A 14,142-nucleotide genomic window follows, 5' to 3' on the forward strand; every position below is an offset into this window, starting at 1 on the left:
TTTATTATCTATAAATTACTGTAAAAACTAAACAAGAAAATTATGAAAAAGTCTACTATTCCTGTTAAATATGGTGTTTTGATTGCAATTGGATTGATTGCTTATTTTTTACTTTTATCATTAGTTGGAGCACAAACCAACCCAGCTTTTAGTTTAGGTAATGGTTTTATTGTTGCTTATGGTCTCTACAGAGCAATGAGGGATTATAAGTTAGAAAAAGGAAGTCAATTTGAATATCAAAAAGGATTTATGGCAGGTTTATTTACTGGATTTAATGCTACTTTAATCTTTACTATTTTCTTTGCTATATACGTTACCAATATCAATACAAGCTTTCTTCCAGAAATGCTGGCTAATTGGAGTTCACATTATCATGTAGGAGTTGGTATTGTGGTATTTGTAGCTGCCATAATGGGATTTGCTACAACTTTTGTGCTTACCTTATCCTTTATGCAATTATTTAAAGAAAGTTGGAATATTAAGAAAAAGCATCATTCTCACCCTATAAAGGCGTAAAATATTTGTCAGTTAATTAATTAGCAGTATATTTGCATCCGCTTATTTAATAGGCGGTTGTTCTTTAAATATAAAAAATTAATTAAACGTTACGCTATGTACGCAATTGTAGAGATAGCAGGGCAGCAATTTAAAGTTGCGAAAGACCAAAAAGTTTTTGTTCATCGTTTAGCAGGAGAAGAGGGAGATACAGTTTCTTTCGATAAAGTTCTTCTTACTGCAGATGGAGATAATGTTACTTTAGGCGCCCCGGCTATAGATGGAGCTCAAGTAGGAGCGAAAATCACAAGACACCTAAGAGGTGATAAAGTTATTGTTTTCAAGAAAAAGAGACGTAAAGGTTACCGTGTAAAAAATGGTCACCGTCAATCTCTTACTGAAATCGTAATTGAAAGTATTGTTGCTTCTGGAGCTAAGAAAGCTGCTCCTAAGAAAGAAACTAAGAAGGCTGAGCCAAAAGTAAAAGCTGAGAAAAAAGTAGAAGCACCAAAGAAAGCTGCTCCTAAAAAGGAAGCGAAAGCAGATGATCTTAAAAAGATTGAAGGTATTGGACCAAAAATCGCATCTACATTAGTAGAAGCAGGAATCGCCACTTTTGCTGATTTAGCAAAGACTGATGCTGCTAAGATTTCAGAAATCATCGCTGAAGTACGTGGTAACCACGTAACAGACACTTGGCCTGCACAAGCAAAATTAGCTGCTGAAGGGAAGTGGGACGAATTAAAGAAATGGCAAGACGAATTGGATGGTGGTAAAGCTTAATTGCTTCATTCAATTTTAAGTTTAACATAATAAAACCTAGAAATTATGGCTCATAAAAAAGGAGTTGGTAGTTCGAAGAATGGTAGAGAATCAGAATCGAAACGATTAGGTGTTAAGATTTTTGGTGGACAAGCTGCCGTAGCTGGAAACATCATTGTAAGACAAAGAGGTACAGCACATAAGCCAGGTGAAAACGTTTACGCTGGTAAAGATCATACACTTCATGCTAAAGTAGATGGTGTAGTAAAATTCACTAAGAAAAAAGATAATAAATCTTATGTTTCTATAGTTCCTTTTGAAGCATAAGAATATTTTCCTTTGTAATAAAGACGAAGCCCTTTTCAAATAAACTTGAAAAGGGCTTTTTATTTGAATTAAACTTCTTTTAAACCTAAATTTTATGAAATTACTACTAAACCGAATTGTGCTTTGCTTTGTTTTTCTTTTGATCGTAAGCACTGTAGCCTCGCAGGAAATACCAAAATATGATTATTTAGAAATCATAGTTGTCCAAAAAGCTAATAATAGTGGAAGTATTAAAAGAATAAAGGTGGAAGAACAGGAGTCTTTAAAAGGTAAAGCGATTTCGATTAAAGAAGTTGAAGATCTAGATGGGACTTCAGATTTGTTGAATTATATGAATGCAGCCAATTGGGAGTTCGTAGACCGTCAATCTGTAGTTTCTGAAGAAAATGATCCGGTATGGATGAGTTATATTTTCCGGAAACGGAAATATTAACTTAAATATGGTATACTAGTATTGTAGATTAGGTTTGCAAATTTTTATAGCTTAAACCAATAAAAAAACTCCTTGTTTAATAAACAAGGAGTTTTTTGTAAAAATATACGTTTTAAGATATTATCCTAATTAATATCTATAGTGTTCTGGTTTAAATGGTCCTTCTACCGTAACACCAATATAATCAGCTTGATCTTTTCGTAATTCTGTTAATTCTACTCCGATTTTAGCTAAATGAAGTTTAGCTACCTTTTCATCTAAGTGCTTTGGTAGCATATATACTTCGTTTTTATAGTTTTCGCTATGTTTCCAAAGCTCTATTTGTGCTAAAGTTTGATTGGTAAAAGAATTACTCATTACAAAACTTGGGTGACCTGTTGCACATCCTAAATTCACCAAACGACCTTCTGCAAGAATGATCACATCATTACCATTGATATTATATTTATCTACTTGTGGTTTGATGGTGTCTTTTGTATTTCCGTAGTTTTTATTTAACCACGCCATATCGATTTCGTTATCGAAATGTCCAATATTACAAACAATTGCTTTGTCTTTAAGGGCTTCGAAATGATGTCCTTGTACAATGTCTTTGTTACCTGTAGTAGTAATTACAATATCCGCATTTCCGATTACAGTTTCTAGTTTTTTAACTTCGAAACCGTCCATTGCAGCTTGTAAAGCACAGATCGGATCTATTTCGGTAACCGTAACAATAGAACCAGCACCTCTAAATGATGCAGCTGTTCCTTTACCAACATCTCCGTATCCACAAACAATTACACGTTTACCAGCTAACATTACATCTGTTGCTCTTCTTATGGCATCCACCGCACTCTCTTTACAACCGTATTTGTTGTCAAATTTAGATTTAGTAACAGAATCATTTACGTTAATTGCTGGCATAGGCAACGTACCGTTTTTCATTCTTTCGTATAAACGGTGAACCCCAGTAGTGGTTTCTTCAGAAAGTCCTTTAATACCATCCACTAGTTCTGGATATTTATCCAATACCATGTTTGTTAAATCTCCACCATCATCTAGAATCATATTTAATGGCTTACGATCTTCTCCAAAAAACAGTGTTTGCTCTATACACCAATCAAATTCTTCTTCATTCATTCCTTTCCATGCATATACTGGTATTCCAGCATCTGCAATTGCTGCTGCTGCCTGATCTTGAGTAGAAAAAATATTACATGAACTCCAAGTAACCTCTGCTCCAAGAGCTTGTAATGTTTCGATTAGTACTGCAGTTTGGATAGTCATATGTAGACAACCTGCAATACGAGCTCCTTTAAGAGGTTGCTCGTCTTTATATTCTTCTCTTAAGGACATAAGACCTGGCATTTCTGCTTCTGCTAGTTCAATTTCTTTTCTCCCCCAAGCAGCTAATGAAATGTCTTTAACTTTGTAAGGAACATAAGGTACTGTTTTGGTACTCATAGTATCTGTTTTATAGTTATCAAGTGCAATAATTTTAGTATTTCGCACCAAATTATTCTAAATTCGTTTCCCGAAAATTAAGGTCTTCACTCCTAATTTTCAGTTTGCAAAGGTACATAATAACTTTAAGAATTCGCATGCCTCTTTACAAAACTATAACAGTAGATGAAACCACTAATATATTGATTTGGAAGATAGAAGAGTCTTTTGAAGATCTGTCTGATGGAATTGAACTTACGGATCATTGTCAAAATAGAGTTGACAATATGAAATCTGATCTGCATAGAAGGGGATTTATGAGTGTTCGTCATTTATTAGCCATTTTTGGATATACAGATCATGATTTATATTATGACGATTTTGGGAAACCACATTTAAAAGATGGGAAACAAATTTCTATTACACATTCCTATGAATTTGCTGGTGTTATAATTAGTGATAAATTAGTGGGAATTGATATCGAAAAGCAACGAGATAAGATTGTTAGGATTGCTCATAAATTTGTGGAATCAGAACAGGAATTTGTCGAGCAATTTCAAGAAGAAAAGGTTAGGGTTTTGACGGTTATTTGGGGGGCCAAAGAGTCTTTGTACAAATTATATGGAACGGCAGGTCTTAGTTTTGAGCAAAATATTCATGTAACACCATTTAACCTCGGAATGCCTTTTACAACGGCAAGTTTACATTATAAAAACAAAATTAGCTATTATGATATTACTTTTTTAGAGTTTGAAGGCTTTACCTGTGTATATGCTTTACCAATATAAATCATTTTTTAAAATAGAAATAACTAGGTTTTACACGTTTTTATTTTATATTGATAAACCGAATAATAACTATAAAATAGACTTTCGAAGCGGAAACTAACTGTTAAAATTGAAAACAAGATTGAATACTGTGTTTTTGTTTCTGACTAATAAAAGAATTTACAAAAGTGAATATTACAGATAAAGATATTAAGCTGATAACCTCAAAAGGATTAACTGTAGAACGGGTATTATCCCAGATAGAAACCTTTAAAAATGAAATTCCCTTTGTTGCATTAAGGAGTGCGGCAAGTTTAGAGAATGGTATTTTGAAGTTTTCAGACCATTATCAAACCGAATTAACTAAGTTATATGAATCTAAGTCCGCAGATTTAGATACGATTAAGTTTGTTCCTGCATCTGGTGCAGCAACTAGAATGTTCAAAGACCTATTTAAGTTTTTGGATAATTACGAATACAAAAAAGAGAGTTTAAATTCTTATACAAATCATGAAAAAGCAACTGCTATACGTTTATTCCTGATTGGTTTAGAAAAGTTTCCTTTTTATGAAACTGTAATGCAAGATGTGAAGAATTCGTATCCTAATTTTGAGTCTCTTTCTGAAGGACGTCAGTTATATATATTTATTGAGATGATGTTAAAAGAAAAAGGTTTGAATTTTGGTTCATATCCAAAAGGTTTATTACCATTTCATAAATATCCAAATAGTATAGCTACTTCTTTCGAGGAACATTTATACGAAGCTGCAGGGTATAATAAAAGCGTTAATGGAGATTCTAAACTGCATTTTACTATTTCAAAAGATCACTTGGATGCATTTAAAGATGAGTTTGAGAGAATTAAGAAAAAGGTAGAGGAGAAAACAGATACTAACTTTATCATTACTTATTCTTTTCAGAAATCAGAAACAGATACTATTGCAGTAGATGAAAATAACGAACCTTTCAGAACGGAAAAAGGTTCCTTGTTTTTTAGGCCTGGAGGGCACGGAGCATTGATCGAAAATTTAAACGAACTGGATTCTGATATTATCTACATAAAGAATATTGATAATGTGGTCGTTCGAAAATATCAGGATGAGGTTTCTGGATATAAAAAGATACTGGCCGGTAAGTTGATAGAAATTCAGGAAGAAGCTTTTAGAATATTACATGCTATTGACAAAAAACCCCCAACTGAAGCAGAGCTAACTGACATAAAGAAGTTCTTGGTAGAGCAACTTAATGTTCGTTTGCCTTTAGACTTTGACAAATTTTCTGAGAAGTATAAAATCGAATTTTTACAGGAATCTTTAAATAGACCGATCCGAGTTTGTGGGATGGTAATTAATGAGGGAGAACCTGGAGGAGGACCTTTTTGGGTTAAGAAGGATAATGGAAGGCTAGTGTTACAGATTATAGAAACTCCTCAGATTAATACACAGGATCATAGACAACGTGAAATATTGGAAAGCGCTACTCATTTTAATCCAGTAGATCTGGTTTGTGGAGTTAGAGACTATAAAGGAAATAAATTTGACTTAACGCAATATATTGATCCAAATGCTGGATTCATAACTACTAAATCATTAAATGGAAAAGTTTTGAAAGCGCTAGAACTTCCAGGATTGTGGAATGGTGCCATGGCAAATTGGATTAGTGTTTTTGTGGAGGTTCCTCTTACTACTTTTAATCCTGTAAAAACTGTAAATGATTTGCTTAAATCTGCTCATCAAGTAAAACTTTTTTCGTGAATACTTCTATTCTTCTCAGCGAATTGAAATTTAAATCTGTACGAAGTTCTGGAGCTGGTGGTCAACATGTAAATAAGGTGTCCACCAAAGTAGAGCTTAGTTTTCATATACAAGATTCAAAAGGGATTACAGAAGAAGAAAAAGTAAAGATTTTTAATAAGCTTGCTTCTAGAATAACAAAATCTGGTCATTTGATCTTACAATGTGGTGATACAAGAAGTCAGCACAGAAATAAGGAACTTGTGATTACTAGATTTTTAGATGTTCTAAAAGCGAGCTTACAGGTGAAAAAGTCCAGAAAACCATCAAAGCCTACAAAAGTATCTGTCAAAAAAAGGTTAGAGAATAAAAAACAACACTCCTTAAAAAAATCAAATCGTAAGAAACCACTTTTTTGATTTGCCGCATTTATCAAAAAGTGTGTAAAATTTCTACACTTTTATGTGGATTTTACGAGTTTCCACAGTTTTTTGATTTTTCATTTAATTTGTAAAAAACTGTTTTACAGTATTTTACAGTTTTTTCTGTATTACTTATTTTTTGGAACAATTATTCCTTTCTATATAATCGTAAAACGAGTTTTTACATATTAACAAAATGAAAAATTTACAAATGATCATCGCGATAGTAGTAAGTATTATTTCAGCACAAGGAGTGATAGCACAGGATGAGTTAGCTGAAAATGATGGATGGGAGTTTATGGATTACGAATATGAGCTGCAAGAATATACTGAAATCGAAATTGTAGAATTACCTATGATGGTTCAGGATGCAGCTGCTAAAGATTTTGAAAACTTACGTATTTATAGAGCTTATATATCAAAGGATAATACCTATAAAATTGTCCTTAAAGGTAAAGATAACTATACTAAAGTTGTATTTGCAAGCGCTAATGGCGAATGGATTAAGCCAGACGACAAATCTTAAATCTAGGGGTAGAAAAGGATATCGTTTTGCAACCAAAAGACGATATAAAGTTGTTTAGTGCTAAAAAGAGACCCAATCCCAAGGGTCTCTTTTTTATTTTTTACGTTTCTTTGAAGAAGAGAATTATTAAATGTTTTTAATATTTAATTTTATATAATACATTTAGAATTAAATGATATCATATGTCCAAATTACTGATTGTTGAAGATGATGTGGCTTTTTGCACAATGCTTAAGACTTTTTTACAAAAAAAAGGATATGAAGTATCAACCTCATTTTCTGGTAGTGAAGCTGTTTTACAAATTCAAGAACATACATTTGATATAGTCCTTACAGATGTAAGACTGCCAGATAGAGATGGAATTACTTTATTAGATGATATTAGAGCAAAAAATCCAAAAACGCAAGTCGTTATTATGACTGGTTATGCCGAAATTAATATGGCAGTTAGTGCTATTAAGCAAGGGGCTTTTGATTATGTTTCTAAACCATTTAATCCAGATAAAATACTACAAATTTTAGAAAATGCCTTAAAGGTAAAGGATATTTCTCAACCCGTAAAAAAAGAATCTTCTAAAAAAGAAGAGGTAGTAGTGTCTCAGAATAATTCCTTTGTCAAAGGAGTTAGTGATGCATCCAAAAAACTAAATGAATATGTAGCTTTAGTGGCTCCTACCAGAATGTCTGTTTTGGTAATTGGTGATAGTGGTACAGGAAAAGAATATGTAGCTAGTAGTATTCATAAAGCAAGTAAGAGAGCAGATAAACCTTTTGTTCCCGTAGATTGTGGAGCAATTCCTAAAGAAATTGCTTCCAGTGAATTTTTTGGACATATAAAAGGTTCTTTTACGGGTGCTGTTAATGATAAGGTAGGTCATTTTGAAGCAGCGAATGGAGGAACTCTATTTTTAGATGAAATTGGAAACCTAAGTTATGAATTACAGGTACAGTTGCTAAGAGCATTGCAAGAAAGAAAGATTAAGCCTGTAGGAAGTAATAAGGAGATAGAGGTAGATATTCGAGTGATTGCAGCTACCAATGAGGATTTAAGTAATGCTGTAAAAGAAGGAGAATTTAGAGAGGATTTGTATCACAGACTAAATGAATTTTCAATAAAAGTTCCACCTTTAAAGGATAGAATTGAGGACTTAATGTTGTTCGCAAATTATTTTCTCGAAGAGTCTAATATAGAGCTAGATAAGCACGTTGTAGGTTTTGCAGATGAGGTTCTCGACACATTTAAGAAATATGATTGGCCTGGAAATCTAAGGGAATTAAAAAATATCGTAAAAAGATCTGTGTTACTTTCGCAAAATGATATGATTACCCTAGATGTATTACCAAATGATGTGGCATATGCTTCACATAATGCGAAACAAACCTATGGGTTGTTTAAAAACCAAAATGAACAAGAATTGATTTTGGATGCCTTAGAAAAAGCTAATGGTAATAAAGCAAAAGCTGCGCGCATGCTTGATATAGATAGGAAGACACTTTACAATAAATTAAAGCAATACGATATAAGTCTTTAGTGTTTTACTTTAAGCTTATCAATTAGGTTTTCTATCTTTTGTATCCCTTCTTTGGTGAGAGAAAGAACTTCTTCAGAGTTTAGTTCGTAGTCATCCAGATGTTCAAGTGTATCTAATATAGGTACGATTTCCTTGGCTTTTATTTGTTTAAACATAGGTAGCATTTTATGCGCTAACCTTTTAATTTGTTCTAGATCGCCATCATTAGTTGATACGGCTGTTTTTAATTCTTTTATATGGTCTGTAGTACTATCGCAAAAGGTTTCTAAAATAGCATAAAGAGATTCAGAATCTCCGTGTGCAAAAAGCATCAGATCACTTAAAGAATAATCGGATTCTTCTTCCTGATCAGTAATTGGGTTTTCGTATTCAATATCAGGTGCATCAATTTTTAATACGGATGCTACCAGATCTATAAGTGACTGTGGTGCGTATGGTTTTCGCAAGCTACTAGAAAAACCTGCTACTTCATATTCCGATGCTGTAGTATCGGTTCTACCTGAAAGTGCGATAATTGGAGTATCCACATATTTTGAGTCTTCTTTTACATTTTTCAAAAGTTCAAAACCATCCATTTTGGGCATTTGAATATCTGTAAGAATAAGGTCATAGCTGTTTTTTTTGAGAAGTTCAAGAGCATCTAAACCATTTTCACAGATATCATAAGATAATCCCATAAGTGAAACAACTTCACTAGTTAGATCTAATTGACTTAGGTCATCATCTACAATAAGCGCTTTTTTATTTGTGAAATGTTCTATTTTTACTACTTCATGTTCTTCTTCAGGAATTTGATTTTTAGCAAGTTTAATAGGTATGCAAAACGTAAAATTACTTCCTTTATTAGGTTCACTTTCTAAGCGGATTTTACCATTAAGTAGTTTGATTATTTTCTTTGTGATAGCCAGGCCTAAACCAAATCCACCATACTTTTTTTCAGTGTCATCATCGCCTTGAGAAAATTCTTCGAAGATGTATTTTTGTTGCTCTTTTGTAATACCAATTCCTGTATCCTTAACAGAGATTTTAAGTTCTTTTTCTGCTAGCCCGTTTTCCGTAATTTCTGCATCAATCGTAATGGAGCCTACGTCCGTAAATTTATACGCATTATTAAGCAAGTTAGTGAGTACCTGCTTGATACGGAAAGGGTCTCCTAAATATTGTTTTTTTAGTTCATTTTTGGTATTGATAAAAATATCAAGGTTTTTAGCATCATTTACCGGTATTACGCTTGTAATGGTATTTATTATTAATTTTTTTGGAGAAAAAGGTAATTCTTCGATCACCATTCTACCAGCCTCTAATTTTGATAGATCAAGCAAGTCATTCACTAAATGTAGAATGTAATCCGATGATTTTTTGAGATGACCTAGATAATGTTTTTGCTTATTGTTTAATCCTGTTTTTTCTAATAAATCAGAATATCCAATCACTGTGTTTAGAGGAGAACGTAGGTCATGAGTAACGGTGTTGATTAAAGATTCTCGGGTTTTTAATAAAGACTCTGTGTATGTTTTTTCATTCTCCAATTCATTTCTGAATTTCTGACTTTTAGAAATATCACCAGTAATTAATACAATAAAAATAATAGCAATGACAAGACTTATTGCAGAGATAATAATGATAAACGTAAAGGTTTTATCCATGACCTCACTCGAAGCTTGGAATCTCTTTTTAAATTCGTTTCTCTCGTTTTGTTCAATATGAGCTAAAATATCTCTTAATTTTTGAGTAATAACCTGATCATTTTTTAAGAGTTTGTTTTCTTTATACCAAATCTCATATCTATATCTCCGGTCTTTTGCTTCTAATTCTGCAAGTACTTCCTTTACCGTATTGGTAAGAGATTCTACTGTTTCGTTGGTTAACCTTTTTTCATTGTCCTTTTTTAATAATTCTATCACATTAGAAAAAAGTTTTCTCTTATCAGGAGACTTGTCTTTAAAACGTTTTTCATAGTTGGTGTCATAATCTTCGAAGTTAGAATTGGTTTTTTTCAACTCATCTATAGCTGTTTGATAAGTACCTTTTCGATTACGTTGTTTATAAATGTCTATTAACTCTGCAAAGTTTTTATTTTTATTATCTACTAAAATTTTAATACTATCTATTTTTCTAATCTGAACACTATCGGAGGAAACGTATGCAAGTTGATCGATCGTATTAATAATAGAATCTACTTTGGCAGTGTAGTTTTGAAATTTCTTGTTCTTATTAGAAGTTTGAATGATATTTCTTGTAAGGCTTTCCGCTTCATATAATCTGGTAATAGCTTCTCCGACAAGAACTAATTTTTCATTATTTTCATTCTTTATTTTAGTGCTTTCTGTGTAGTTATTTAATTGACTATAGATTATCCAAAAAGAAAGAACGGCCAAAACGGTCGCAAGACTATAGCTAATAATTACCTTTGATGTTATAGCACGTTTGGTATTTTTCATTGGTTTATATGTATTGAGTTTCCAATTTTAAAAGAGGAATCTCTAATAATCAATTTAATTAGATTTAAATTGATAGTAATAACTTATTTCTTAGTATACTAACTTCAAAAAAGGAGAAGCATTGTTTAACCGATTTATAAATTTACAATAAATCATTGGAACCACCTTGTTTATTGATGATACAACTCACATATAGCATTTTGTTTTGAACAAGGATTACCCTTGTCTTTCTCTAGCATCTAGACTTTATATTTTCATAAAAAGTTTATAAATAGGAAAGTAGATACTGTATTTATTTTTAGATTCCTTACCTTTACCAAATAAACTTTAGGGGTGTCTCCGAAAAAGGAGTCTGAGAAATACCCTTCGAACCTGATGCAGTTAATACTGATGAAGGGAAAAGTTAATGTCACTGCATTATTGTATGTGATTTTTCTTCTCGTTATAGGTATGTGCCTAAAGTTTATGGATTTAAGATTTTAGAATGACCATAAACGTTAATAATCAAGAAAAAACTATTTCCGAAAATAGTTCCATAACATCTTTGTTAGAGCAGCTATCCATTGCTAAAGATGGAATTGCAATAGCAATAAATAATGAAGTTGTTACCAAAAAAGAATGGAGCCAGACTTTAATCAAAGTAAGCGATAATATTACTATAATTCAAGCTACTCAAGGAGGATAAATACATTACAGATAAACGATTACCAGAAGCTAAAACAACATGTTTATGAAGAAAAAAGATACCGCACCACAGCAAGAAAAAATTACTACAACACCTTTTCCCAACTCTAAAAAAGTATATGTAAAAGGAAGTATCCATCCACAGATCAATGTGGCGATGCGGGAAATAGAATTGAGTGATACAGTAGATTCGATGACTCGTAAAAAAACAGCAAATGAGCCTGTAGTAGTATATGATACAAGTGGACCCTATACAGATCCTACCAAAGAAATTAATGTTCATAATGGAATTGAACGTATAAGAGAGCAATGGATATTAGATCGTGGTGATGTCGAAGAGCTAGATGGTTTTTCTTCTGAATACTGTAATCAAAGGCTAAATGACCCAAGTTTAGATCACCTAAGATTCAACCATCTTAGAAAACCAAAAAGGGCAAAAGCTGGTAAGAATGTTTCTCAAATGTATTATGCAAAGCAAGGAATCATTACCCCAGAAATGGAATATGTTGCCATTAGAGAAAATCAAAAAATAGAGGAAGCAACTAGAATTGCCAAACAGCATCCAGGTCAGGATTTTGGGGCGAGTATTCCTAAGAAAATTACTGCAGAGTTTGTAAGAGAGGAAGTAGCAAGAGGTAGAGCAGTAATTCCTTCTAATATTAATCATCCAGAAGCAGAGCCAATGATTTTAGGGCGTAACTTTTTGGTAAAAATTAATGCTAATATTGGTAATTCGGCAACTACTTCCAGTATCGAAGAAGAGGTAGAAAAAGCTGTATGGGCGTGCCGTTGGGGAGCGGATAATATTATGGACCTTTCTACAGGTCAGAATATTCACGAAACCAGAGAGTGGATTGTTCGTAACTCTCCTGTACCAATAGGGACAGTACCAATTTATCAAGCGTTGGAAAAAGTAAACGGTAAGGCAGAAGATCTTACCTGGGAAATTTTTAGAGATACTTTAATTGAGCAAGCAGAGCAAGGAGTAGATTACTTTACCATTCATGCAGGTGTACGTTTAGCATATGTGCCAATGACTGCTAAAAGAGTTACAGGAATTGTATCTAGGGGAGGATCGATCATGGCAAAATGGTGCTTAGCGCATCATAAAGAGAGTTTTTTATATACTCATTTCGAGGAGATTTGTGAAATCATGAAGTCTTATGACGTAGCATTTTCATTAGGAGACGGTTTACGTCCAGGAAGTATTGCAGATGCTAATGATGAAGCCCAGTTTGCAGAATTAGAAACACTAGGTGAATTAACAAAAATTGCCTGGAAGCATGATGTGCAGACTTTTATTGAAGGACCAGGTCATGTACCTATGCATATGATTAAGCAGAACATGGATAAGCAGTTAGAAGCTTGTGGAGAAGCTCCTTTTTATACATTAGGGCCTTTAACTACAGATATTGCGCCAGGATATGATCATATTACTTCAGGAATTGGAGCGGCAATGATAGGATGGTATGGTACTGCAATGTTATGTTACGTAACTCCAAAAGAGCATTTAGGATTGCCTAATAAAGAAGACGTAAGAACAGGAGTGATTACTTACAAGTTGGCAGCACATGCCGCGGATTTGGCAAAAGGACATCCAGGAGCACAACATAGAGATGATGCTTTGAGTAAAGCACGATTTGAGTTCAGATGGGAAGATCAATTTAATCTTGCCTTAGATCCAGAAAGAGCAAGAGAATATCATGACGAGACCTTACCCGCAGAAGGAGCAAAAATCGCTCATTTCTGTAGTATGTGTGGTCCAAAATTCTGCTCAATGAAAATATCTCAAGAAGTACGAGATTATGCCGCTAAAAAGGAAATCGATGATCAGAGAGCGCTAGAACAAGGAATGCAAGAAAAAGCAGAAGAGTTTAAAGAAAAAGGAAGCGAAGTTTATCTATAAGTATCAAGGTATTTGGAGTTGGGTATCGGAGATCGAATCTTGTACCCGATTCCATGTATAATAGAATAGCAAGCAGAAAAATGATCATCGTGCTTACATCAGAAAGAGCTTTGCCAAATGAGGCAGAACAAATTAATCAATTGTTTAAAGAAGGCTTAGAAATATTGCATCTACGTAAACCTACATTTACGATAGATGGATATCGCTCACTTTTGGACCAGATAGACAGAAAGTATCATAATAGAATTATGACACATCAATTTCCTGAGTTAACACAACAGTATAATCTAAGAGGGATTCACCTGCAAGAACAAGCAAGAATTGATCTGGAAGATGCTTTAGAAGTAACTATTCAAGTCTATAAAAACAAAGGTTTTTCTGTAACGAGTTCTTTCCATTCCAAAGAAGATATTAGGGACTGTAAAGCTGCTTTTGAATATGTGCTATTAAGTCCTGTTTTTGGTTCTATATCTAAAGCTGGATATGAAGGTAAAGGTTTCGATGTAACTGATATGGATCATACTATAATTGGTATGGGCGGTATCAATGAAAGCACACTACAAAAAACCTATGATTTAGGATTTAAAGGGGTTGGAATTTTAGGAGGTGTTTGGAATTCAGAAGATCCAATAAAAAGTTTTATTAAGATTAAAGATGTTCATGATGCTGTTGTTAGGATTATGAATTGA

14 protein-coding genes and 1 riboswitch are annotated in these 14,142 nt (G+C 33.2%); of the genes, 12 read left to right on the top strand and 2 right to left on the bottom strand.

Features of this window, described 5'->3' with window-relative positions; genetic code table 11:
- The first annotated feature begins 42 nt into the window (after positions 1–42).
- The 4 genes from Q1B37_RS08240 (at position 43) to Q1B37_RS08255 (ending at position 2,017) form a co-directional block, all read left to right on the top strand.
- On the top strand, positions 43–516 hold the full coding sequence (locus Q1B37_RS08240; protein WP_299897720.1) for a DUF4199 domain-containing protein: 474 nt from the start codon (positions 43–45) through the stop codon (positions 514–516).
- 96 nt (positions 517–612) lie between these two features.
- Positions 613–1,278, top strand: coding sequence for a 50S ribosomal protein L21 (rplU, locus tag Q1B37_RS08245; RefSeq protein ID WP_299897724.1), 666 nt, complete (start codon positions 613–615; stop codon positions 1,276–1,278).
- A gap of 45 nt (positions 1,279–1,323) precedes the next feature.
- Positions 1,324–1,584, top strand: coding sequence for a 50S ribosomal protein L27 (gene rpmA, locus Q1B37_RS08250; protein ID WP_211073876.1), 261 nt, complete (start codon positions 1,324–1,326; stop codon positions 1,582–1,584).
- 94 nt (positions 1,585–1,678) lie between these two features.
- Positions 1,679–2,017 carry a hypothetical protein gene (locus Q1B37_RS08255; RefSeq protein WP_299897727.1) on the top strand — a complete coding sequence of 113 codons (339 nt, stop codon included), beginning with the start codon at positions 1,679–1,681 and terminating at the stop codon, positions 2,015–2,017.
- A 129-nt stretch (positions 2,018–2,146) separates the two neighbouring features.
- Here the strand turns inward: Q1B37_RS08255 and ahcY are convergent, their stop codons facing one another.
- Complete coding sequence (ahcY, locus tag Q1B37_RS08260) at positions 2,147–3,463, bottom strand: adenosylhomocysteinase (protein WP_299605012.1); 1,317 nt, start codon at positions 3,461–3,463, stop codon at positions 2,147–2,149.
- Between the two features lie 137 nt (positions 3,464–3,600).
- On the opposite strand from ahcY, the gene Q1B37_RS08265 reads away from it, so the two are divergent.
- From Q1B37_RS08265 to Q1B37_RS08285, 5 genes are all read left to right on the top strand, one after another.
- Positions 3,601–4,230, top strand: coding sequence for a 4'-phosphopantetheinyl transferase superfamily protein (locus tag Q1B37_RS08265; protein WP_299897730.1), 630 nt, complete (start codon positions 3,601–3,603; stop codon positions 4,228–4,230).
- A gap of 167 nt (positions 4,231–4,397) precedes the next feature.
- Positions 4,398–5,963 carry a DUF4301 family protein gene (locus tag Q1B37_RS08270; protein WP_299605015.1) on the top strand — a complete coding sequence of 522 codons (1,566 nt, stop codon included), beginning with the start codon at positions 4,398–4,400 and terminating at the stop codon, positions 5,961–5,963.
- Positions 5,960–6,361 carry an alternative ribosome rescue aminoacyl-tRNA hydrolase ArfB gene (arfB, locus tag Q1B37_RS08275; RefSeq protein WP_299897733.1) on the top strand — a complete coding sequence of 134 codons (402 nt, stop codon included), beginning with the start codon at positions 5,960–5,962 and terminating at the stop codon, positions 6,359–6,361. Before Q1B37_RS08270 ends, arfB begins: the two co-directional genes overlap by 4 nt.
- Positions 6,362–6,560: 199 nt before the next feature.
- Positions 6,561–6,890 carry a hypothetical protein gene (locus Q1B37_RS08280; RefSeq protein WP_299605019.1) on the top strand — a complete coding sequence of 110 codons (330 nt, stop codon included), beginning with the start codon at positions 6,561–6,563 and terminating at the stop codon, positions 6,888–6,890.
- Positions 6,891–7,072: 182 nt separating this feature from the next.
- Complete coding sequence (locus tag Q1B37_RS08285; protein ID WP_299897736.1) at positions 7,073–8,422, top strand: sigma-54 dependent transcriptional regulator; 1,350 nt, start codon at positions 7,073–7,075, stop codon at positions 8,420–8,422.
- Here the strand turns inward: Q1B37_RS08285 and Q1B37_RS08290 are convergent.
- Positions 8,419–10,863 carry an ATP-binding protein gene (locus Q1B37_RS08290; protein WP_299897738.1) on the bottom strand — a complete coding sequence of 815 codons (2,445 nt, stop codon included), beginning with the start codon at positions 10,861–10,863 and terminating at the stop codon, positions 8,419–8,421. The two genes, Q1B37_RS08285 and Q1B37_RS08290, sit on opposite strands and share 4 nt — an antisense overlap.
- A gap of 319 nt (positions 10,864–11,182) precedes the next feature.
- A riboswitch (TPP riboswitch) is annotated at positions 11,183–11,279 on the top strand.
- Between the two features lie 68 nt (positions 11,280–11,347).
- Here Q1B37_RS08290 and thiS point away from each other — a divergent pair.
- Genes thiS through Q1B37_RS08305 form a run of 3 tightly spaced genes read left to right on the top strand, consistent with a single transcriptional unit; the run spans position 11,348 to position 14,142 of the window.
- Positions 11,348–11,548, top strand: coding sequence for a sulfur carrier protein ThiS (thiS, locus tag Q1B37_RS08295; protein WP_299897741.1), 201 nt, complete (start codon positions 11,348–11,350; stop codon positions 11,546–11,548).
- Between the two features lie 45 nt (positions 11,549–11,593).
- Positions 11,594–13,453, top strand: a complete 1,860-nt coding sequence (thiC, locus tag Q1B37_RS08300; RefSeq protein WP_299897744.1) for a phosphomethylpyrimidine synthase ThiC — start codon at positions 11,594–11,596, stop codon at positions 13,451–13,453.
- 53 nt (positions 13,454–13,506) lie between these two features.
- On the top strand, positions 13,507–14,142 hold the full coding sequence (locus Q1B37_RS08305; RefSeq protein ID WP_299897747.1) for a thiamine phosphate synthase: 636 nt from the start codon (positions 13,507–13,509) through the stop codon (positions 14,140–14,142).

It is taken from the genome of uncultured Aquimarina sp., assembly GCF_947492965.1.
GTDB lineage: Bacteria > Bacteroidota > Bacteroidia > Flavobacteriales > Flavobacteriaceae > Aquimarina.

What these genes read in the sequence shown, in the direction of transcription:
- Q1B37_RS08240 (WP_299897720.1), top strand. Translation starts at nt 43, where the DNA reads ATGAAAAAGTCTACTATTCCTGTTAAATATGGTGTTTTGATTGCAATT.
- rplU (WP_299897724.1), top strand. Translation starts at nt 613, where the DNA reads ATGTACGCAATTGTAGAGATAGCAGGGCAGCAATTTAAAGTTGCGAAA.
- rpmA (WP_211073876.1), top strand. Translation starts at nt 1,324, where the DNA reads ATGGCTCATAAAAAAGGAGTTGGTAGTTCGAAGAATGGTAGAGAATCA.
- Q1B37_RS08255 (WP_299897727.1), top strand. Translation starts at nt 1,679, where the DNA reads ATGAAATTACTACTAAACCGAATTGTGCTTTGCTTTGTTTTTCTTTTG.
- ahcY (WP_299605012.1), bottom strand. Translation starts at nt 3,463, where the DNA reads ATGAGTACCAAAACAGTACCTTATGTTCCTTACAAAGTTAAAGACATT.
- Q1B37_RS08265 (WP_299897730.1), top strand. Translation starts at nt 3,601, where the DNA reads ATGCCTCTTTACAAAACTATAACAGTAGATGAAACCACTAATATATTG.
- Q1B37_RS08280 (WP_299605019.1), top strand. Translation starts at nt 6,561, where the DNA reads ATGAAAAATTTACAAATGATCATCGCGATAGTAGTAAGTATTATTTCA.
- Q1B37_RS08285 (WP_299897736.1), top strand. Translation starts at nt 7,073, where the DNA reads ATGTCCAAATTACTGATTGTTGAAGATGATGTGGCTTTTTGCACAATG.
- Q1B37_RS08290 (WP_299897738.1), bottom strand. Translation starts at nt 10,863, where the DNA reads ATGAAAAATACCAAACGTGCTATAACATCAAAGGTAATTATTAGCTAT.
- thiS (WP_299897741.1), top strand. Translation starts at nt 11,348, where the DNA reads ATGACCATAAACGTTAATAATCAAGAAAAAACTATTTCCGAAAATAGT.
- thiC (WP_299897744.1), top strand. Translation starts at nt 11,594, where the DNA reads ATGAAGAAAAAAGATACCGCACCACAGCAAGAAAAAATTACTACAACA.
- Q1B37_RS08305 (WP_299897747.1), top strand. Translation starts at nt 13,507, where the DNA reads ATGTATAATAGAATAGCAAGCAGAAAAATGATCATCGTGCTTACATCA.